Source organism: Micrococcus sp. CH7 (assembly GCF_001595485.1).
GTDB lineage: Bacteria > Actinomycetota > Actinomycetes > Actinomycetales > Micrococcaceae > Micrococcus > Micrococcus luteus.
Genome location: NZ_LOSQ01000007.1, coordinates 1 through 20534 on the forward strand (window position 1 = coordinate 1; position 20534 = coordinate 20534).

At 73.3% G+C, this 20534-nt stretch carries 15 protein-coding genes and 1 pseudogene; 9 read left to right on the forward strand and 7 right to left on the reverse strand.

The features are described from left to right. Window positions 1-280, reverse strand: a pseudogene (locus tag AUV08_RS02840) (hypothetical protein); the annotation flags it as partial. A 112-nt stretch (window positions 281-392) separates the two neighbouring features. Here AUV08_RS02840 and AUV08_RS02845 point away from each other — a divergent pair. From AUV08_RS02845 to AUV08_RS02865, 5 genes are read left to right on the forward strand one after another with little or no spacing between them, the layout of a single operon-like run. After that, window positions 393-2036, forward strand: a complete 1644-nt coding sequence (locus AUV08_RS02845) for a pyridoxal-dependent decarboxylase (RefSeq protein ID WP_197463614.1) — start codon at window positions 393-395, stop codon at window positions 2034-2036. Further along, entirely contained in the window at window positions 2033-3358 is a 1326-nt protein-coding gene (locus tag AUV08_RS02850) for a lysine N(6)-hydroxylase/L-ornithine N(5)-oxygenase family protein (RefSeq protein ID WP_036313286.1), read from the forward strand. Before AUV08_RS02845 ends, AUV08_RS02850 begins: the two co-directional genes overlap by 4 nt. A gap of 5 nt (window positions 3359-3363) precedes the next feature. Beyond that, on the forward strand, window positions 3364-4008 hold the full coding sequence (locus AUV08_RS02855) for a GNAT family N-acetyltransferase (RefSeq protein ID WP_227717895.1): 645 nt from the start codon (window positions 3364-3366) through the stop codon (window positions 4006-4008). Continuing rightward, window positions 4005-5840 carry an IucA/IucC family siderophore biosynthesis protein gene (locus tag AUV08_RS02860; RefSeq protein WP_052520015.1) on the forward strand — a complete coding sequence of 612 codons (1836 nt, stop codon included), beginning with the start codon at window positions 4005-4007 and terminating at the stop codon, window positions 5838-5840. Before AUV08_RS02855 ends, AUV08_RS02860 begins: the two co-directional genes overlap by 4 nt. Beyond that, window positions 5837-8542 (forward strand): GNAT family N-acetyltransferase, encoded by a 2706-nt coding sequence (locus AUV08_RS02865; RefSeq protein WP_036340822.1) that lies wholly within the window; start codon window positions 5837-5839, stop codon window positions 8540-8542. Before AUV08_RS02860 ends, AUV08_RS02865 begins: the two co-directional genes overlap by 4 nt. Window positions 8543-8616: 74 nt before the next feature. Here the strand turns inward: AUV08_RS02865 and zapE are convergent, their stop codons facing one another. Beyond that, complete coding sequence (zapE, locus tag AUV08_RS02870) at window positions 8617-9672, reverse strand: cell division protein ZapE (protein ID WP_004167583.1); 1056 nt, start codon at window positions 9670-9672, stop codon at window positions 8617-8619. 223 nt (window positions 9673-9895) lie between these two features. Here zapE and AUV08_RS02875 point away from each other — a divergent pair, with 223 nt between their 5' ends. From AUV08_RS02875 to AUV08_RS02885, 3 genes are read left to right on the forward strand one after another with little or no spacing between them, the layout of a single operon-like run. Next, window positions 9896-10789 carry a sulfurtransferase gene (locus tag AUV08_RS02875; protein ID WP_044659665.1) on the forward strand — a complete coding sequence of 298 codons (894 nt, stop codon included), beginning with the start codon at window positions 9896-9898 and terminating at the stop codon, window positions 10787-10789. 37 nt (window positions 10790-10826) lie between these two features. After that, on the forward strand, window positions 10827-11285 hold the full coding sequence (locus tag AUV08_RS02880; protein WP_004167585.1) for a SufE family protein: 459 nt from the start codon (window positions 10827-10829) through the stop codon (window positions 11283-11285). A 7-nt stretch (window positions 11286-11292) separates the two neighbouring features. Continuing rightward, the gene (locus tag AUV08_RS02885) at window positions 11293-11811 is read left to right on the forward strand and encodes an aminoacyl-tRNA deacylase (protein ID WP_044659664.1); all 519 of its coding nucleotides are present in this window, start codon (window positions 11293-11295) and stop codon (window positions 11809-11811) included. Between the two features lie 25 nt (window positions 11812-11836). Here the strand turns inward: AUV08_RS02885 and pgsA are convergent, their stop codons facing one another. From pgsA to AUV08_RS02910, 5 genes are all read right to left on the reverse strand, one after another. Further along, window positions 11837-12448, reverse strand: coding sequence for a phosphatidylinositol phosphate synthase (pgsA, locus tag AUV08_RS02890; RefSeq protein WP_044659663.1), 612 nt, complete (start codon window positions 12446-12448; stop codon window positions 11837-11839). Beyond that, complete coding sequence (locus AUV08_RS02895; RefSeq protein WP_044659662.1) at window positions 12448-13128, reverse strand: HIT domain-containing protein; 681 nt, start codon at window positions 13126-13128, stop codon at window positions 12448-12450. Before AUV08_RS02895 ends, pgsA begins: the two co-directional genes overlap by 1 nt. After that, complete coding sequence (thrS, locus tag AUV08_RS02900; protein WP_041102751.1) at window positions 13125-15143, reverse strand: threonine--tRNA ligase; 2019 nt, start codon at window positions 15141-15143, stop codon at window positions 13125-13127. Before thrS ends, AUV08_RS02895 begins: the two co-directional genes overlap by 4 nt. Window positions 15144-15252: 109 nt before the next feature. Continuing rightward, on the reverse strand, window positions 15253-18951 hold the full coding sequence (locus AUV08_RS02905) for a DNA polymerase III subunit alpha (RefSeq protein WP_061867733.1): 3699 nt from the start codon (window positions 18949-18951) through the stop codon (window positions 15253-15255). Continuing rightward, complete coding sequence (locus AUV08_RS02910; RefSeq protein ID WP_036338972.1) at window positions 18948-19274, reverse strand: DUF6504 family protein; 327 nt, start codon at window positions 19272-19274, stop codon at window positions 18948-18950. Before AUV08_RS02910 ends, AUV08_RS02905 begins: the two co-directional genes overlap by 4 nt. A 473-nt stretch (window positions 19275-19747) precedes the next feature. On the opposite strand from AUV08_RS02910, the gene AUV08_RS02915 reads away from it, so the two are divergent. Then, window positions 19748-20467, forward strand: coding sequence for a DUF6318 family protein (locus AUV08_RS02915; protein ID WP_061867734.1), 720 nt, complete (start codon window positions 19748-19750; stop codon window positions 20465-20467). Window positions 20468-20534: the final 67 nt, after the last annotated feature.

A 20534-nucleotide genomic window follows, 5' to 3' on the forward strand; every position in this document is an offset into this window, starting at 1 on the left:
TCACGAGCGCCCGCCCCGGGGGCGGGGTGAGCAGCCCGAAGTACTCGTCGCAGCCCTGCGGGGTGAACGTGCGGAACTCCTCCGCGGCGAACGTGAGACGACGCAGCCGGGGGGCGAGCAGCCACGTGGCGCGGACCGTCATGGTCCACTGCGGATACTCGTCGCGGTCAACGGGCATCGCCTGGCCGAGGGCCGCGAGCCCGCGGTAGGCCTTCATCTGCAGGGCCTCGACACGCGAGGGACGGGCGGCAGGCGGGGGGAGGACGGAGGAGCTCGTCATCCGGTCATCATAGGTGAGCCTCACCTTTGCTGGAGTCCTCCCTTTGAATACGTCACGTCATTGTTGCGTATTTGCTTTCTTAGGTAAGGCTTCCCTACTGTGCGGGACGTCCGTGGCGCACGCCGCCCGGAGCCGACGACCCCCTCACGGAAGGCCCTCCCATGCTCCCTCGCCTGTTCGGACTCGGCGATCCAGCCGCCTACCTCGACGCCACCGGCAGGGCGGCCCGGGTGGCCGTCGACACCGCCTACGACCGCGCGGGGGTCCACCCGGACACCCCGTCGACGCACCTGGCCGACGCCGTCGGCGCCGTCGACTTCTCGCAGCCGACGGGCAGCCTCGACGACGCCTCGCCGAGGTCGCGGAGCTCTACGCCCACCAGACCACCGCCTACCACCACCCGCGCTATGCCGCTCACCTCAACTGCCCGGTCCTGCTCTCCAGCACCGCAGCGGACACCGTGCTCGGGGCGCTCAACACGGCGGTCGAGTCCTGGGACCAGGCCCGCTCCGCGGCGCTCATGGAGCAGCGGCTCCTGGCCGAGGTCGGACGCTGGTGCGGGTTCGCCGCGGGCGACGGCGTCTTCACCTCCGGAGGGTCGGCCTCCAACCTGCAGGCCATGACGCTGGCCCGCGGCCGCGCCGTGCAGCGTCTCACCGGCCACGCCGGGCTCGCCGACCTGCCCGCCGAGGTGCTCGGCTCGCTGCGCGTCTTCGTCAGCGCGGCCACGCACTACAGCATCGCCAAGGCAGCCGGCCTGCTCGGGCTGGGCCGCCACGCCGTGGTCGTCGTCCCCACCGACGCCGCCGGGCGCCTGGACCCCGGGGCCCTGGCCGCGGCGGTCGAGCGTGAGGTGGCCGCCGGTGCCGTGCCGATGGCCGTCGTCGCGACGCTGGGGACCACCGACCGCGGCGCCATCGACCGGCTGCCGGCCATCGCCGACGTCGCCGAACGCCACGGGATGTGGGTCCATGCGGACGCGGCCGTGGGCGGGATCCTCGCCGCGAGCGCGGCGACGCGCCACGAGCTGCCGGCACTGCACCGTGCGGACTCGGTGACGATGGACTTCCACAAGACGTTCTACGTGGGGCTGGCCTGCAGCGCGCTGGTGGTGCGGGATGCCGAGAGCCTGCGCCATGTGACGGTGCACGCGGATTACCTGAACCCGGAGGACAGCGTCCATCCGAACTTGGCGGATCGGTCGCTGCAGACGAGCCGCCGGTTCGATTCGCTCAAGCTGTGGCTGACGCTGCGTGAGCATGGGGCCGAGGCGGTGGCGTCCCTGTTCGCGGGGGCGCGCGAGCGCACGCGGCAGGCGTGCGGGATCCTGCGGGCCCGGCCGATGTTCGCGGTGCTGGAGGATCCGACGCTGGTGACGGTGCTGTTCCGGGTGCGGGCCGAGGGACTGTCGGAGGAGGAGTGCACGGCGGTGCAGGCGGCGATGCACCGGGAGCTGGTGGCCGGCGGGCGCGCGCTGATCGCGACGACGGTGGTGGACGGGGTGCCCCATCTGAAGTTCACGATCCTGAACCCCGCGGTCACCTCGGGCGAGCTGGAGGCGCTGGTCGACGTCGTGGAGGAGGCGGCGCTGCGGCACGCCGACGCGGTGCGGGCCGGCCGTCACCGGAGGCGCGGGGCGGGGCGGAACCGTCCGCATGCCCCGTCGGCCTCCGTGTCCTGCACGCTTCCCTCGTCGGCGGGACCCCGTCCGTCCGCGGCGCGCGTGGTTGAGCACGGAGAGCAGGTGTGCGCATGAGCCCGGCGTCCACGTCCCCCCGCCGCGTGCTCGCGATCGGGCTGGGCCCGTTCGACCTGAGCCTGGCCGCGCTGGCCCACCCGCTGCCCGACGTCGAGGTGGAGGTGGTGGAGAGCCGCGACGCGTTCGTGTGGCACCCGGGCATGATGCTGCCGGGCGCGCAGATCCAGGTGCCGTTCCTCGCTGACCTGGTGACGTTCGCGGACCCGACCTCCCCGTACTCGTTCCTGGCGTATCTCAAGGCGATGGGCCGGCTTCACCGCTTCTACATCCGGGGTTCCTGGTACCCGCTGCGGCGGGAGTTCTCGGACTACTGCGCGTGGGTGGCAGCCCAGCTGCCCGGCATCGCCTACGGGACCACGGTGACGGCGGTGCGGTGGGACGAGCAGGCGGACGAGTTCGTGGTGGAGGCGGCCTCCGCGGCCGGGACCAGCACGCACCGGGCCGACCACGTGGTGGTGGGCACGGGCACGGTGCCATCCCTGCCCGCGCCGCTCGCGCGCGTCGCGGAGGAGGCGGTCCGGGTCGGCGCGTCCCCCGTGGTGCACACGGGCGAGTACATGGGCCGTCGCGAGGACATCGTTGAGGCCGGGTCGGTCCTGGTGGTGGGCAGCGGTCAGTCGGCGGCGGAGTGCGCCCTGGACCTGCTGAACGCGGGCCACCCGGACCTCACGTGGGTCACGCGCTCACCCCGGTTCTTCGGCATGGAGGTCGGCCAGCTGACGCTCGAGCTGACCTCGCTGGACTATGAGCGGCACTTCGCCACTCTGCCCCGGGCGCGGCGGGATGAGATCAACGCGTCCCACCGGTCCCTGTACAAGGGGATCAGCGAGCACACGATCGAGGACGTCTACCACGCGCTGTACGAACGCCAGGTGGGTCCGCTGGACCCGGCCCGGCTGTGGCCGGGCACGTCGGTGGCGGACGCCCGCCTGGTCGCGGGCCAGGGCGCGCCCCGGGTGGAGGTCACCCTGCGCGATGAGGAGACCGGGGTGACCGCGCGGCACGTGGTGGACCGCGTCGTCGCGGGCACGGGCTACCGCCACCCGGACCATCCGTTCCTGGAGCCGGTGCGGCACCTGCTGCGCGTGGAGGACGGTCGGACGACGGCGAACGCGGACCACGCGATCGACGTGAGCGGCCGCCGGATCTTCGTGCACAACACCGCCGAACAGCCCCTGGGGCTCACCGGCCCGGACCTGGGCATGGCGGCGGAGCACAGCGGCCGCATCCTCAGCACGATCGCCGGCCGCGAGGTCTACGCGCAGGCCGAGTCGATCGCGTTCCAGGACTTCGGTGCCGTCGCGGCGGGCGTCCGGTGAGCGCCGTGACGCCGCCGCAGACCACCGTGGACGGTGCGGCCGCGAGCGCGGCCCGTCGTGTGGAGCTCCGTCCCGTGGGCGCGCAGGACCATCCGCTGCTGCACCGGTGGGTGACGTCCCCGCACGCCGTGTACTGGGAGATGACGGAGGCGGGCCTGGCCGACGTCGTGGCCGAGTACGAGGCGATCGCCGCGCACCCGCACCACCACGCGCACGTGGGGCTCGTGGACGGGACCGCGACCTTCCTGGTGGAGGTCTACGACCCGGCCCACTCGGAGCTGGCCGGACGGTATGCGGGCGCGCCCGGCGACATCGGCCTGCACGTGCTCGTCGCCCCGACGGACACCCCGGTGCCCGGGACCACGGACCTGGTGATGGCCGCGGTGGTGCGCTGGTGCCTGGCCCAGCCGGGGGCGCGGCGCGTCGTCGTCGAGCCGGACGAGCGCAACGCCGCCATCCGGGCGAAGAACCTGGCCGCCGGGTTCACGGAGCTCGGTCCCGTGGCGCTGGGATCCAAGACGGCGATGCTCTCGATCGCCACGCCCGAGTCCTTCACTGCCAGCCGGATCGGCGTCCTCGCCGCCGGGCTGGACCTCACCCTCCCCGAGCCCCCGCTCCTCCTCACCCCCGACAGGCAGGTGTCCGCATGACCCCCGTCCCCCCGTCCTCCCCGTCCCGCCTGGACGCGCTGACGGCGCCGACCGCCCGGCACGCCCACCGGCTGCTCGTCGCCAAGGCGATCCGCGAGTTCACCCATGAGCGGCTCCTGACGCCGGTGCGCGGCGAGCGGGTCGACGACGCCGGCCGCCACGCCTACACGCTCACCCTGGGCGGGGTGCGGTGGACGTTCACCGCGCGTGCCCTCCCGCTCGAGCACCTCGGCGTGGATCCGGACTCGGTGTGCCGTGCCGGGGATCCGGACGCGGTGGCCGTCGACCGCTTCGTCCTCGACGCGGCCGAGGTGCTCGGGCTGGCCGGCGAGGCGCTGGACGTCTATCTCGAGGAGCTCGCCTCCACCTTCGCCGCCCGGTGCCACACCCTGGCCGGCGAGCGCCCGTCCGCCGCCGACCTGGTGGACGCGGACTACACGGCGGTGGAGGCCGCCATGAGCGAGGGACACCCGGGCTTCGTGGCCACCAACGGCCGCATCGGCTGGGGGGCCACGGAGTACGCGATGTTCGCCCCCGAGGGCGGGCGGGCGCTGCACCCGGTGTGGCTCGCGTTCCCCTCCGAGCTCGGGGGACGGTGGACCTGGCCCAAGACCGCGAGCGCGGGCGCCGCCGTGCCGGCGCCGCCCCCGCCGATCACCGAGGCGGTGGCGGGCCTGTGGGCGGAGCGGGCGGCGGCGCTCGACGTCGATCCGGAGGCGTACACGCTGATCCCGGTGCACCCGTGGCAGTGGGAGCACCGGATCCAGGTGGCGTTCGCCCCCGACCTCGCCGCGGGGCGGCTGGTGCACGTGGGCGAAGACCCGGACGCGTTCACGGCCATGCAGGCGGTGCGCACCCTGTTCAACGCGAGCGACCCGCACGCCCCGCAGCTGAAGACGGCGTTGTCCGTGCAGAACATGGGGTTCGTGCGCGGCCTCTCCCCCGCGTACATGTCCGTCACCCCGGCGATCAACGCGGTGGTGGCCGACCTCGTGGACTCCGACCCCCTGCTCGCGAGGTGGGGCTTCGGGGTGCTGCGGGAGTACGCCTCGGCCGGGTACACCGGGGACGCCTTCCATGCCGTGGGCTCGAAGGGTCCTCACACGAAGATGCTCGCCGCCCTGTGGCGGGAGAGTCCGCTGCCGCGCCTGGCGGAGGGCGAACGGGTCATGACCATGGCGGCGCTGCTGCACCGGGACGGCGGGGGCCGCTCCGTGGCGGGGGCGCTCGTGGAGCGCTCGGGGCTGACGGCGGCGCAGTGGCTGCACGGGGTGGTGACGGCCTACGTGACCCCGCTGGTGCATCTGGCCGCCGCCTACTCGACCGTGTTCATGCCCCACGGGGAGAACATCGTGCTCCGCCTGCGGGAGGGACGGGTCACCGGCGCCTTCCTCAAGGACATCGGGGAGGAGGTGGTGGTCGGCGCGGACGGCGTCCCGCTCACGGAGCAGACCCGGCGCATCCGCATCGACCTCACCGACGAGGACCTCTCCCTCTCCTTCTTCACGGACATGCTGGACGGCGTGCTGCGCCATCTGGCCGACGTGATGGACGCGGACGCCCTGCTGCCGGCGGAGGAGTTCTACGCCGTGGTGGGGCGGGTCCTCGCCGAGTACACGGCCCTGGGGCTCGCGGATGTGGAGCGCCTCGGCCTGGACGCGGAGGACTTCGCGCACTCGTGCCTGAACCGGCTGCAGCTGCGGAACGCCACGCAGATGGTGGACCTGACGGACCCGTCGGGCTCGCTGCTCTACGCCGGTCGCCTGGCCAACCCGGTGTCCGCGCCGCTGCGCCGCGCGCTGGCGGAGCTCCGGCAGGACGCCGCGGCATGAGCGCGGACGCGTGGACCGGGACGGCGACGGGTGACGTGGCGGGCCGTTGCCACCGGGACGCGCACGGCGTGCCGACGCTCGTGGCCGCGTCCCTGCCCGAGCTGGCCTACCTCCAGGGGTGGCACGTGGCGACGGAGCGGGCCTGGCAGGTCGACTGCGAGCACCGCCGGGTCACCGGCATGGGCGCCGAGGTGTTCGGCCCGCCGGCGGTGGCGAACGACGTCGCCGCCCGGCAGATGGACCTGGACGGCGCGGCCCGCCGGGCGTTCGACGCCCTCGACGACGCGGAGGACCGGGCCTGGTTCACCCGGTTCGCCGACGGCGTGAACGCGGGGCTGGACGCCGGGGCCCGGCGCGCGCCCGAGTTCGCCGCCCACGGGGTGAAGCCGCTGCCGTTCGACCCGCACACGGCGCTCGCCCTGCACCTGGGCTACAACGTCTGGCTGACCAACGCGCCGGCCGCCCTGTTCCGCACCCTGCTGGCCGAGCGCTTCCCCGCGCTCGCCGCGGCGCTGATCTCGCCGCGCCCCGACGCGGACGGCTCGAACGCCTGGGCGGTGCGCGTCGGCGCCGAGGGCGCTCCGCTCGTGGCCGCCGACCCGCACCGGCTGCTCGAGCTGCCCGGCGTCTACCAGCAGGTGCGCCTCGTGGTGGAGGCCGAGCGTCCCCGGGACCGCGTCGACGTCGTCGGCCTGGCCTTCCCCGGTGTGCCGGGCGTCCCGCATGTGGGGCAGTCCGAGCACGTCGCGTGGGTGACGACCTCGGCGATGGTGTCCTCGCTCGAGATGGTCCTCGAGGACGCCCCCGAGGGGCCGGAGGTCCTCGACGCCCGGACCGAGCGGGTGCACGTGCGCGGCGGCGACCCCGTGGACGTGCGGGTGGCCCACACCCCGCGCGGGCGGCTCGTGGACGTGCCCGGCGCCGGCCCGGTGAGCATGCGGTTCCCCGCCTGGGACCGCGCCGACACCGGCCTGCCGAGCGCGCGCCGGCTGCTCACGGCCGCGAGCGCCGCGGAGGCCTGCGCGGTGCTGGACGGGCACGTCGAGCCGGTCAATCGCGTGATCGTCGCGGACCGGCGGACGGTGCTCACCCGGCACGCCGGGGCCGTGCGGCGCCGGGATCGACGCTCGGCCTGGGGTGCGGCGCGGGCCTCCGCGCTGGGCCGGGGCTCCGCCGACGGGTCCCTCGATCAGCGCTGGGTGCGCTGGCCCGCGCCGGCCGCGGCGGACGACGTCGTGGTGGCGGCCAACGAGCCCCACCCGGACACCGCCTGCCTCACCGTGGACGCGTGCGCGCCGTGGCGGTCCCGCCGCATCCGGGAGGCCCTCGAGGCGCTGGCACCGCAGGAGCGGACCGTGGACGCGATGGCCGCCCTGCAGACGGACACCCGGACCCCGGGCGCGCCGCGGGCCTGGCTCGCCGACGCCGTCGACGCGCTCGTCGCGGACGACGTGCTGGCCGCGGAGTCCGTCCCGGCGTGGGCCGGCGACGCCGCCGCCGGATCGGCCGCGGCCCGCTGGTGGCTCCTCGTGGAGCACGAGGTGGCCGCCGCCCTGATCGCGCACCTGCCGCCCGCCTCGCGGGCCCTGCTCGGCGGCCCGTGGGCACCGTGGGGCGACGCCGCCGCATGGGTCGGCGCGGCGCTCGCCGAGCGCGGGCCGGAGCCGCTGCGCGCGGCCCTGGGGGTCGCAGCGTCGACGAGGGACCTCGTGCGGGCCGCCGTCGCCGCCGTCGGCGACGCCGCTGAGCCGCCGGGCCCCGACGACACGGCTCGGACGTGGGGTGCGGCGCATGCCCTGACCCCGTTCCTGTTCACGCACGAGCATCCCGGCGGGCCGGATGTGCCGGGGCTCGCCGACGTGCTCGACACGATCGGGTCCGTCCGGGTGGGCGGCACCGCGGACGCGGTCTGCGCCACCTCGCACGCCCCCGGCCTGGCCGTCGGCACCCACCGCGGGCCAGTGGCCCGGGTCGTGTTCGACCTCGGCGACCGCACCCGCAGCCGGTGGGTCGTCCCGTTCGGCGCCTCCGGTCTCGGAGGCGGGCACGTGACGGATCAGCTGGACGCGTGGGCCGCCGGCCGCCTGCTGCCCGTGCCGTCCGGTCCCGTCCCCCCGTCCGCCGGCAGCGGCGTCGCACCCGCCCGCTCCGTCCCCGGCGGGGCCCCTCCGGGACGCATCGTGGCCGAGGTCGGCGTCGGGGCGTTGGGCCTGACCATGACGCGCGTCCGCCCGGCCCTGGACGCCCCGCTGATCCACGCACTCGTCACGGAGCCGCGGGCGGAGTTCTACGGGATGCGCGGGCACAGCGTGCAGGACGTCGAGGAGGTCTACGACTTCCTCGAGTTCCAGCCCACCCACGCGAACCACCTCGTGTGGCACGGCGGGACCCTCGTGGCCCTCGTGCAGACCTACGACCCTCGCGCGGAGGAGGTCGGCGGCGCCTACGAGGTGCGGGACGGGGACCTCGGATTCCATTTCATCACCGCCCCCGGCGGCCTGCAGGGGCGCGCCCGCGCCACGGCCTACCGGAGCATTGTGGACTGGTTGGGCGCACGCCCCGGCACGCGTCGGCTCGTGATCGAGCCGGACGTCCGCAACACGCGGGCCGTGAAGACCGCCCGGGCTCTGGGCTTCACGGTGGACCGGGAGGTCGAGCTGCCGGGCAAGCGGGCGGCGCTGTGCTTCCGCGCCGTGCACTGACCCTGCCCCGCACACGGCGACGGCGCGCACCCGCCTCGGTGCGCGCCGTCGTCGTGCCGGTCAGGGGCGGTGGCTCACTTGTGCTCGGCCACGCCCGTCTGGCCCTCCCGGACCAGGGCGGTCATGCGGGAGACCGTGCGGAAGTACTTCTTCATGTAGCCGCCGTGCATCATCTCCTGCGTGAACAGGGCGTCGAAGGGCACACCGGAGGCGAGGACGGGCACGTCCTTGTCGTACAGGCGATCCGCGAACACCACGAAGCGCAGGGCCGTGGCCTGCTCCGTGATGGTGTGCACGTCGTGGAGGGCGAGCACGTCCACGTCCTTGACGAGCTCGCGGTAGCGGGAGGGATGCACGCGGGAGAGCATCGCGGTGAGGTCCGCGAAGTCGTCCACGGCGAGCACGCCCGCGTCGGGGAAGTTCTCCTGGGCGGTGGCCTCGACGGCGGCGTCGTCCAGCGGCGACGGGGCGGCGGAGAGGCCGCGGTGGCGGTAGTCCTCGCCGTCCACGCGGATGACCTCGAACTGGTCGGCCAGGACCTGGATCTCGCGCTTGAAGTCCTGCGCCGCGAAGCGCCCCTCGCCGAGCGAGCCCGGCAGGGTGTTGGAGGTCGCCACCAGGCGCACGCCGGCGTCGGCCAGCTCGCGCATGAGGCGGGACATCAGCACGGTGTCCCCCGGGTCGTCGAGCTCGAACTCGTCGATGCACACGAGGGTGTACTCCTTGAGCTGGTCCACCGCCTTGCGGAAGGACAGGGCGCCCACGAGGTTGGTGTACTCCACGAACGTGCCGAACGCCTTGGGCCCGGGGGCCGCGTGCCACGTCGAGGCCAGCAGGTGGGTCTTGCCGACGCCGAAGCCGCCGTCGAGGTAGATGCCGGCCGGCCCTGCCGCCCGCTTCTTCCCGCCGAACAGGCCGCCGAGGAACCCGCCGCCCGAGCCGCCCCGGCCGAGGTCTGCCGCGAACCGGCGCAGCCGCTCCACGGCCTGTGCCTGCGAGGGGTGCGCGGGGTCCGGGATGTAGGTGTCGAAGGACACCGTGCCGAAGCGGTACGACGGGTGGAAGCCGGCCAGCAGCTGGTCCGGGGTGACCTGCGGCGAACGGTCGGCGAGGTGGACGATCTGAGCCACGGGACACTCCCAGGGTCGACGACGGGGATTCCGGGCCATGCTATCGGGCCGCGGACCCGACCCATGTGACCTCGCGTGTCCTGGACTGAGGGGCCCCTACCCTCTTACGTGACACCGATGTGCCGTAATCTGGCGCGCAGGGCACGGACACGGAACCCGCCGTCGTCGTGCCGCCCGCCCCGGGCCCGTGCGGGCCCGCCCCGACGCGAAGGAAGGCAGTGCCATGACCGATACCGCCGCGAAGTTCTCCGAGTACGCCCACCCCGAGAAGCTGGTGTCCACGCAGTGGGTCGCCGACCATGTCGGCGACGAGGACGTCGTGGTCCTCGAGTCCAACGAGGACGCTCTCCTCTACTCCACCGGCCACATCCCCGGCGCCCAACGCGTCGACTGGCACACCGAGCTCAACGACCCCGTCACCCGCGACTTCGTCGGCCCCGAGGCCTTCGCCGAGTTCGCCGCCTCCAAGGGGATCTCCCGGGACACCACCGTGGTGTTCTACGGCGACAAGTCCAACTGGTGGGCCGCCTACGCCCTGTGGGTGTTCACCCTCTACGGCCATGAGGACCTGCGCCTGATGGACGGCGGCCGTGACAAGTGGATCGCGGAGGGACGCGAGACCACCCGCGAGGTCCCGACCGTGGCCCGCGCCGAGTACCCGGTGATCGAGCGCGACGACCACACAGATCGTGCCGCCCGCGAGGACGTCCTGCAGGCCATCGGGACCACCCCGCTGATCGACGTCCGCTCCCGTCCCGAGTACACGGGCGAGACCACGCACATGGCCGGCTACCCGCAGGAGGGCACCCTGCGCGGCGGCCACATCCCCACGGCGGCGTCCGTGCCGTGGGCGTCCGCGGCCAACGAGGACGGCACCTTCAAGTCCCGCGCCGAGCTGGAGCAGGTCTATCGCGCCGGCGCCGGGCTGCAGGAGGGTGACGACGTGATCGCCTACTGCCGCATCGGCGAGCGCTCCTCCCACACCTGGTTCGTGCTCAAGTACCTGCTCGGCCACGAGGACGTCCGCAACTACGACGGCTCCTGGACCGAGTGGGGCAACGCCGTGCGCCTGCCGATCGCCGTCGGCGAAGAGCCGGGCGAGGCCCCCGCGCGCTGAGCCCCCGGCACGGCGTGGATCACTAGACTGGGACACCATGACCGAGAACCACGCCGTGCCCGCCGCCCTGGCCGAGATCATCGACGACTTCGCCGGGGTGCCCGATCCCGAGAAGCTCGAGCTGCTGCTGGAGTTCTCGGACGAGCTGCCGGCGCTGCCGGAGCGCTACGACGGCCACGAGGCCGAGATGGAGCAGGTCGTGGAGTGTCAGACCCCGCTGTTCCTGGCCGTGGAGCTCGAGGGTGAGCCCGGTCCGCAGGCCCCGGTCCGCCTCTTCATCACCGCTCCCCCGGAGGCGCCCACCACGCGCGGTTTCGCCTCCGTGCTCACCCAGGGCCTGGACGGGCTGAGCGCCCTCGAGGTCCTGGACGTGCCCGAGGACATCCCCACCCGCCTCGGTCTGGCCAAGGCCCTCACCCCCCTGCGCCTGCGCGGAATGTCCGCCATGCTCGGCCGCATCAAGCGCAACGTCCGCGAGCAGGCCGGGATCGCCTGAGTCCGCCGTGGGCCAGCGCAAGAAGGATCGCAGCGCCCGGCACGGGGCGGCCACACCGGCCGTCGCCGCCCTCGAGGCCGCCGGGGTCCCGTACCGGCTGCACACCTTCGACGTGGCCCTCGACGCCGGCGGCGAGCGGTTCGGCGTCCAGGTCGCCCGGGCGCTCAGCGTGCCCGCCGACCGACTGTTCAAGACGCTGATGGTGGCGGACCCCGACGGCGCGCTCGCCGCGTGCGTGGTGCCCGTGTCCGGTCAGCTGGACCTGCGGGCCGCCGCCGCGGTGCTGGGCGTCAAGCGACTCGCCCTGGCCGATCTGGCCGTCGTCGAACGCCGGACCGGCTACGTGCGGGGCGGCGTCTCTCCCCTGGGCCAGCGCCGGCCCCACCCCGTCGTCCTGGACTCCTCCGCCCTCGACGCGGAGCTCATGTACGTCTCCGGCGGGCAACGCGGCCTGGATGTGGAGATCGCGCCCGCCGACCTCGTGCAGGTGACGGGCGCCGTCGTCGCGGAGATCGCGGCGGACTGACGGGCGGGTCCTGCGGCCGGGCCGGTCAGACGTCGTCGCGCGCCTGGCGGCGCACCACAGCCATGCGCTGGCCGACGGTGACCAGGGAGGCTGCGGCGAGCAGCCCCAAGGTGACGGCCAGGACGACCGGGGGCAGACCGAGGCCGGTGAGGCCGGCGACCACGAGGGTGGCCACGAGCCGTTCGGCGCGCTCGGCGATGCCCACGTGCGCGTCCCAGCCGAGGGCCTCCGCCTTGGCGCGCACGTAGGAGACGAGCATGCCCAGGGCCAGGCAGGCCCCGGAGAGCGCGCCGACCGCGGGTGCGGCGCCGACGCCGAAGCCCCACAGGCACAGCCCGAGGAACACGGCCGCGTCCTGCACGCGGTCCAGGGTGGAGTCGAGGAACGCGCCCCAGCGGCCGGTGGACCCGGCCTCGCGCGCCATGATCCCGTCCACCAGGTCCGAGAACACGAACGCGGTGATGAAGAGCGTGCCCCAGAACAGGTGCCCCAGGGGGAAGAGCACGAGCGCGCCCAGGCTCACGCCGAGTGTGCCGACGACCGTCACGGTGTCCGGACTGACCCCGGCCCGCAGGAGCGTACGGGCCACCGGGGTGAACAGGCGGGTGGTGACGCCGCGCGCGTGACGGTCCAGCATCAGGCGGGGTCTCCGGCCCCCGGGCGAGGATGCTCGGCCGCGGCACGGGCGTTGGCCGCCCGGCGCGCGGCGTGGTCCCGGGCGGCCCGGTCCCAGACGCCCGCGAGGATCTGCCGGGTCTCCCCCAGGGTCTGCGACATGTTCTTGGTCCGAGCGATGATCGGCAGGAAGTTGCCGTCGCCGGTCCACCGCGGCACCACGTGCTGGTGCAGATGGGCCGCGATCCCGGCGCCGGCCACCGCCCCCTGGTTCATGCCGAGGTTGTAGCCGGACGCGCCGGCGGCCTGGCCGAGGGCGAGCATCGCCGTCTGGGTCAGCTCCGCCATCTCGGCGGCCTCCTCCGTGGTGGTGTCCGTGTACAGGGGCACGTGGCGGTAGGGGCAGACGAGCAGATGACCGGGGTTGTACGGGTACAGGTTCAGCACCACGTAGGCGGTGCGGCCGCGGTGGACGATGAGGGAGTCCTCATCGTCGCGCTGCGGGGCCGCACAGAACGGGCAGGTGTGCTCGTCCTTGACCTGGCCCGTCCCCTTGGACACGTACGCCATGCGGTGGGCGTTCCAGAACCGCTCGAAGGCGTCCGGGGCGCCGGGCAGCTCGAAGCCGTCCGTGGCGGCGGCGTCCGCCGACGCGCGGGCCTGCGCCCGCGCGTCGGATCCGCCGGTGCCGGGGCTGGTCATGGGGTGACCTCGCGCTCGCGCACCGCCTTCACGATGCGTTCGATCGCCTCCTCCACCGGCACGCCGTTGTCCTGGGTGCCGTCGCGGAAGCGGAAGGACACGGCGTTCGCCTCCCTGTCCTCGCCGCCGGCGATCAGCACGAACGGCGCCTTCTCCTTGGCCGCGGTGCGGATCTTCTTCGGGAAGCGGTCCGAGGAGTCGTCCAGGCGCGCCCGGATCCCCTCGGCACGCAGCTTCGCGACGACGTCGTCCAGGTAGTCGTTGAATGCCTCGGCCACCGGGATGGCCACGACCTGCTCCGGGGCAAGCCAGGCCGGGAACGCGCCGGCGTAGTGCTCGGTGAGGACGCCCAGGAAGCGCTCGATGGAGCCGAAGAGGGCGCGGTGGATCATCACGGGGCGCTGACGGGTGCCGTCGGCGGCCTGGTACTCGAGGTCGAAGCGCTCGGGCAGGTTGAAGTCCAGCTGGATGGTGGACATCTGCCACGTGCGGCCGATGGCGTCCCGGGCCTGGACCGAGATCTTCGGGCCGTAGAACGCGGCGCCGCCCGGATCCGGGACGAGCTGCAGACCGGAGGCCTCCGCGACCTCGGCGAGGGTGCGGGTGGCCTCCTCCCAGATCTCGTCGGAGCCGACGAACTTCTCCGGGTCCTTCGTGGAGAGCTCGAGGTAGAAGTCGTTGAGGCCGTAGTCCTTGAGCAGGTCGAGGACGAAGTTGAGCGTGGTGGTCAGCTCCTCCTTCATCTGCTCGCGGGTGCAGTAGATGTGGGCGTCGTCCTGGGTCATGCCGCGCACGCGCGTGAGCCCGTGGACCACGCCGGACTTCTCGTACCGGTACACGGAGCCGAACTCGAACAGCCGCAGCGGCAGCTCACGGTAGGACCGGCCGCGGGAGCGGTAGATCAGGTTGTGCATGGGGCAGTTCATCGGCTTGAGGTAGTAGTTCTGCCCCTGGCGCGTGATCTCGCCGGTCTCGGGATCACGGACCTCGTCGATGTGCATGGGCGGGAACATGCCGTCCGCGTACCAGTCGAGGTGGCCGGACACCTCGTAGAGGTGCTGCTTGGTGATGTGCGGGGTGTAGACGAACTCGTAGCCGGCCTCGGTGTGGCGCCGACGGGAGTAGTCCTCCATCTCCTTGCGGATGATGCCGCCGCGCGGGTGGAACACGGGCAGACCGGAGCCGAGCTCGTCCGGGAAGGAGAAGAGATCCAGCTCGGCGCCGAGCTTGCGGTGGTCGCGGCGCTCGGCCTCGGCGAGGCGCTCCTGGTAGGCCTTGAGGTCGTCCTTGCTGGCCCAGGCGGTGCCGTAGACGCGCTGCAGCTGCTTGTTCTTCTCGTTGCCGAGCCAGTAGGCGGCGGCGGAGCGGGTGAGCGCGAAGCCGTTGCCGATGAGCTTGGTGGAGGGCAGGTGCGGGCCGCGGCAGAGGTCGCACCACACGGCGTCGCCGGTCTTGCGGTCCACGTTGTCGTAGATGGTGATCTCCCCGGCCCCGACCTCCACGGAGGCGCCCTCGCCGGCGGTGTCCGCGGCGTCCTTCTTGCCGAGCAGCTCGAGCTTGTAGGGCTCGTTCGCCATCTCGGCGCGGGCGGTCTCCTCGTCCACGACGCGGCGGCGGAAGGTCTGGCCGGACTTCACGATCTTCTGCATGAGCGAGGAGATCTGCTTGAGGTCCTCGGGGGTGAAGGGCTCGTCGACGTCGAAGTCGAAGTAGAAGCCGTCCGTGATGTACGGGCCGATGCCGAGCTTGGCGCCCGGGCGCAGCTGCTGCACGGCCTGGGCCATCACGTGGGCGGTGGAGTGCCGCAGCACCTCGAGTCCCTCGGGCTCCGTGATGTCCACCGATTCGACGGACGCGCCGGCGGGGATCTCGCGGGCCAGGTCCCAGAGCAGGCCGTCCACCCGCATCACGGCGGTGGTCGGCTTCTCGCGGAAGAGGTCGAGGCCGGTGGTGCCGTGCGTCACCTCCCGCAGCTCTCCGTCCACGGTCAGCAGGATGTTCTTCGGCTCCGACACGGTGCTCCTTCGAGGTCTGGCTTCGGGATCGGTGGCGTACGGGGGCCACCGTTGGCCGCGTCCCATTCTAGGGGCGCGGCCGGACGGCGGGGCACGGAGGCGGACGGTCTCATCTGTCCGGGGTGGGCAGCAGCTCCCACGTCTCCGGGTGGGGCACCGGGATCGGGGTGTGCTCCGGAGCGGGCCGATCGGGTGCCGTGCGGCCGGGGCGGGCCCCGCCGGCCGGCCCGACGTCGGTGCGCACCTTCACGGGCCAGCCGCCCGTGCCGTGGTGCGGGATGTCCGGCAGGGGCTGCGCCCCGGTGCCCGCCCGGCCGCTGCGGCGCGCGGCGGCGGCTCGGCGGTCCGCCGCGAGCCAGTCCCGCCACTGCTGCCGGGTGGCGTCCAGGTAGTCGGGGTCCGGGAGCGTCTCGGGCCGGTGCAGGTCCCAGGCGCGCACGGCCTGGACGGACACGGCCCGGTCACCGGTGCGCCGGACGGTGCCCTCGATCAGCAGGAGGCGGGCGGAGAAGAGCATCTCCCCGGAGGCGTGCTGGGCCTCGGTGAAGAAGGAGGCGTCCACGCAGCCGGTGCCGTCGTCCACGGAGAGGAACACCACCCGCTTGCCGCTGCGCATGGGCGGGGTCTGGGTGGCCACACGCACCCCGGCCACGAGCACCCGGGACTGCGTGCGCAGCCCGAGCAGGTCCTTCGCCCGGGTGACGCCGAGCGCGTCCAGATACGGGGCGTGGGAGTCCATGAGGTGGGCGGTGACGTCCAGGGCGGTGAGCTCCAGCTCGGTGCGGACCCGGGCGGCCGGGCCCGGGTCCGGGAAGAGCGGGGCGAGGGCGGTGAGCTCGGTGTCCGGCAGGTCCAGGGCCAGCTGGCCCTCCACCTGCCGTGGACGGGCGGACCGCGAGCGCGGGGCGGTGCGGCCGGGGGCGGTGCCGCGGGTGGTGGAGTGCTGGAGTTCGAGGTGGTGGACGAGGTCGGTGCGGGAGGCGCCGCCGGGTGGGAGGAGGCAGTCGAGGGCGCCGAGCTGGGCGAGGCGTTCGAGGTTGCGGGCGGTGGGGCGGGCGCGGTCGCGGACGTCGGCGAGGGAGCGGTAGGGGCGGCCGGCGTCGAGGCGGTCGGTCTCGGCTTCGCTGAGTCCGGAGAGGCTGGTGAGGGGCAGGCGGATGCCCCAGCGGCCGGGGGCGCCGTCGTCGACCTCGGGGTGGGCGGGGACCCATTCGACGTGGACGTGGCGGGAGGAGGCGTTGACGTCCACGGGGAGGACGGGGATGCCCATGCGGCGGGCCTCGGCGACCATGAGGCGGGCGGGGTACATGCCGGGGTCGTGTTCGAGGATGGCGGCCATGAAGGCGGCGGGGTGGTGGGTCTTGAGCCAGGCGGAGTGGTAGGTGGGGACGGCGAAGGCGGCGCCGTGGGCCTTGCAGAAGCCGAAGGAGCCGAAGGCGGAGAGGGTGGCCCAGACCTCGTCGATGACGTCGAGGGAGTAGCCGCGGGCGAGGGCGCCGGTGCGGAAGGCCTCTTCGACGAGGTGTTCCTGCGGGCCGCCGAGGAGGCGGCGGTGCTCGTCGGCGCGGGCCAGTCCGCAGCCGGTCATGACGTCCATGGTGCGCAGGACCTGTTCGTGGAAGACGGTGACCCCGTGGGTCTCGGCGAGGACGGGCCGCAGGTCGGGGTGCGGGTAGTGGGCGGGTGCCCAGCCGTGCCGCTGTTCGAGGAAGGGCCGGACCATGTCGGACTGCATGGGGCCGGGGCGGAAGAGGGAGATGTCCACGGTGAGGTCGTTGAACTCGCGGGGGGCGAGTTTGCCGACGAGTTCGCGCTGGCCCGGGGACTCGATCTGGAAGCAGCCGAGGGTGTGGGTGGTGCGGATCATCGCGTAGGTGGCGTCGTCGTCGAGGGGCACCTGTTCGAGGTCGATGCGCTCGCCCGTGGTGCGTTCGACCTCGGCGATCGTGTAGGCGATGGCGGACTGCATGCGCACGCCGAGGATGTCGAGCTTGAGGAAGCCCATGGGGTCCATGTCGTGCTTGTCGAACTGGCTCATGGGCAGGCCCATGCCGGAGGGCTGGACGGGGGTGCGGTGCAGCAGGGTGGCGTCGCCGAGGATGACGCCGCAGGGGTGCATGGAGATGTGGCGGGGCAGGCGGTCGAGGCGTTCGGTGAGGTCGACGAGCAGGTCCAGCTGGCGGTCGCCCTCGGCGCGGCCGGACTCGATGCGGCGGGAGAGGCCGCCGAGTTCGGGCATGCGCTGGAGGGCCTCGCGGAAGTTCGAGGCGGAGAAGCGCCAGAGCTGCTTGGCGATGGCGTCCACCTCGGGTTCGGGCATGCCGAGGGCGAGGCCGGCGTCGCGGACGGCGCCGCGGGCCCGGTAGGCGTTCTGCATGCTCATGAGGGTGGTGCGCTCGGCGCCGAAGCGCTCGACGACGGCGTGGTAGATCTCGTGGCGGCGGGCGGACTCCACGTCGATGTCGATGTCCGGGAGGGTGGAGCGGTCGGTGGAGAGGAAGCGCTCCATGATCAGGCCGTTGGCCATGGGGTCGACATGGGAGATGCGCAGGGCGTGGTTGACGAGGGAGGAGGCGCCGGAGCCGCGGGCGGCCACGCGGATGCCCATGCCCTCGATGAGGTCCACGACGGCGGCCACGGTGAGGAAGTAGGAGGAGAAGCCGAGTCGGGTGATGATGCCGAGCTCGTGCTCGGCGCGGTCCTGCAGGTCCCGGGCCGCCTGGCTGGTGCCGGGGAGGCCTCCCCCGGTGTGGAGGTGGGGGTAGCGGGCGAGGAGGCCGGCGCGGGTGCGCTCGCGCAGCACGTGCTCCGGGGGGCCGTCGATGCCGATGACGGCGGCCTCGGGGACGCGGGGCACACCCCAGCCGAGGTCGGTCTCGGGGTCGATCGCGCAGGCCTCGGCGAGGCGGCGGGTGGCCTCGAGCAGGGGGGCGGGGCGGTCGTCGGCGGCGGAGGCGACCTCGTGGGCGATGCGGTGCATGGCGGCGGTGGGCTTGAGCCAGCCCTGTCCGTTGGGCTGCAGGTCGTGGAGGGCGTCGAGGGAGCTGAGGGCGCGGACGGCGTCGAGGACGTCCGCGGTGGCGGCGCCGTCCGGGGCCGCGTAGCGCACGGCGTTGGTCAGGACGGCGGGGATGCGGGCCTGGCGGGCGGCGCGGAGGGTCTTCACGGCGTGCCCGGTGTCGAGGCGGCGGCCGGGGGCGGAGAGGTGGGTGACGACGTCGGCGTGGGGGCTGCCTGCGGGCAGGGCCGCCTTCCAGCGGCGCAGAGCGGCGAGGCCGGCCGCGTACCGGCGGCGGGCCAGGTGGCGGCCGACGTCCGAGTCCGGGCCGAGGAGGACGAACAGCTCGGGGGTGGGCGGGTTGTCCCGGTTGGCGGCGGTGGGGACCCGGCCGGCCGCCGCGGCGGCGAGCTCGGCGACGCTGGCCCAGGGGCTGCCGCCCGCCGCTCCCCCGGTGGTGCGGGCGTGGGCGGCGGAGACGAGCTCGCACAGGGAGCGGTAGCCGGAGCCATGACAGCCGCCTCGGGCGAGCACGACCACGCGGCCGGCGTCCTCGTCCTCGCTCCACCGGACGGCCAGGTCCACGCCCACGATCGGGGTGATGCCGTGGCGCAGGCAGGCGCCCACGTGCTTGGCCATGCCGTAGAGCCCGTCCCGGTCGGTGCAGGCCAGCAGGTCCATGTCCGCGGCCGCGGCGGCGGCCACGAGGTCCTCGGGCCAGCTGGCCCCGTAGTGGGCACTGAACGCGGAGGCGACGTGCAGGTGGGCGAAGGGTGCGATGGTGCGTCCGGCCGCGGCGGCCTGGCTCATGCCGACCGCCTCAGGTCCTGGGCGTGCTCGTGGACGCGCACGAGCCGCCACCGGCCGGAGTCCAGGTGGTGGGCGACGTCAAGGGTCTGCAGGGGCGCGGCACCGGCCCGGGCCAGGCGGACCTGCAGCCGCCACATCTCGTGGTCGACGAGACCGGCGCCGCGACCCTTCTCCGCGCGGACCTCCTCCGCCCACCAGCGGCGCCGCTCGAACCAGCGCACGGGGCGCTCCGCGAGGACGTAGTCCCGCCCGTTCCAGCGCAGCCCCTGCGGGGTGCCGTCTGCCCCGCACTCCACCGCCACCGACTGTGTGAGGACTCCCATTCTGCTTCTCTCCCTGTGCACTGCTGACCGAACCGACGACGGGGTGCCGTCGGGCGATGGGAGCGCGGCCCGTCCGGCGCACCGGACGCGGGGAAGAAGTGGGAAGGTGGGGCCGCACCCCCGATCGTACTCGAACATGTGTTCGAATACGATGGGTGCGAACGTAGGGCAGCCGCCGGACACGTTAAGGACGCATGACCCCGAGACGGGCGAGGCCGGGAACGCCCTTTCGTGAGGCCGGCTGGCCGAGTCCTGGCCGTGGGTCTCGAACCCGACCCTGGGGCGCACGTGCACGAGAAAATCGCCTCTGGGCCGGAAGAAGTGCGCCGGCACGGTCCTGTGGACAATGCGAGCAGGACCACAATCCGTCTGCGTATACTCCGAACCAACCGGGCCTCGCATGCCACGGGCACCGCGCTGCGGGATCAGCGCGGGAGGCGCGGACACACGACGGACGTCCAGTTGGAGGGGAAATGTCTCTCACCGCACCCGGGCGCGCCCTGCGCCGCCACCGATTCGCCCAGGCGGGCACGCTCAGCGTGGCCTTGGCGCTCACACTGACCGCCTGCGGCGGACAGTCCGAGCCCGCCGAGTCGTCGACGACGTCGCCCTCGTCCGCCAAGCCCGCCGTCGAGACGTCCGCGAGCACGAGCGAGACCGCGGGTGTCAGCTCATCCCCCACGGCCACGGAGAGCGGGTCCGGCGAATACGTGCCCGCGTCTGCCGACGGTCCCGCTCAGAATGTGCCCAAGCCAGAGATGCCCGCCGCCATGAAGGAAGAGACCAAGGAGGGCGCCGAGGCGGCAATTCGCTATTTCTGGGACGCGCACTACTACGCCGAGCAGACCGGAGATACGGAACTCATCGACTCTCTCTACAGCGAGTATTGCGAGTTCTGTTCGGTCCGCAGCGAGAGCATTGATGGAATTTATAAGGATGGTGGCTGGTACACCGGCACGGAACCTCGAATTGACTCGATGCTCACTGCACAGTCGGAGAACGGGTACATCTCGACGTTGCTCATCACAACTGAAGACGGGACCGGGTATTCCAGTGATGGCTCCATTCCAGAGGACGCCCGAGTCGCACATGCGTCAAAGCAGCCCTGGCTAGTAGAGGTCTCCTACGACACCAACAACGGCCGCTGGGTGATTGATGAAATGACCTACGAGGGTGGAGACCCGTCTCAATGAAGCACCAGACACTGATTGCTATGGCAGCGGCTATCACGCTAGCTAGTGTCGGAGCGACAAGCGCCTG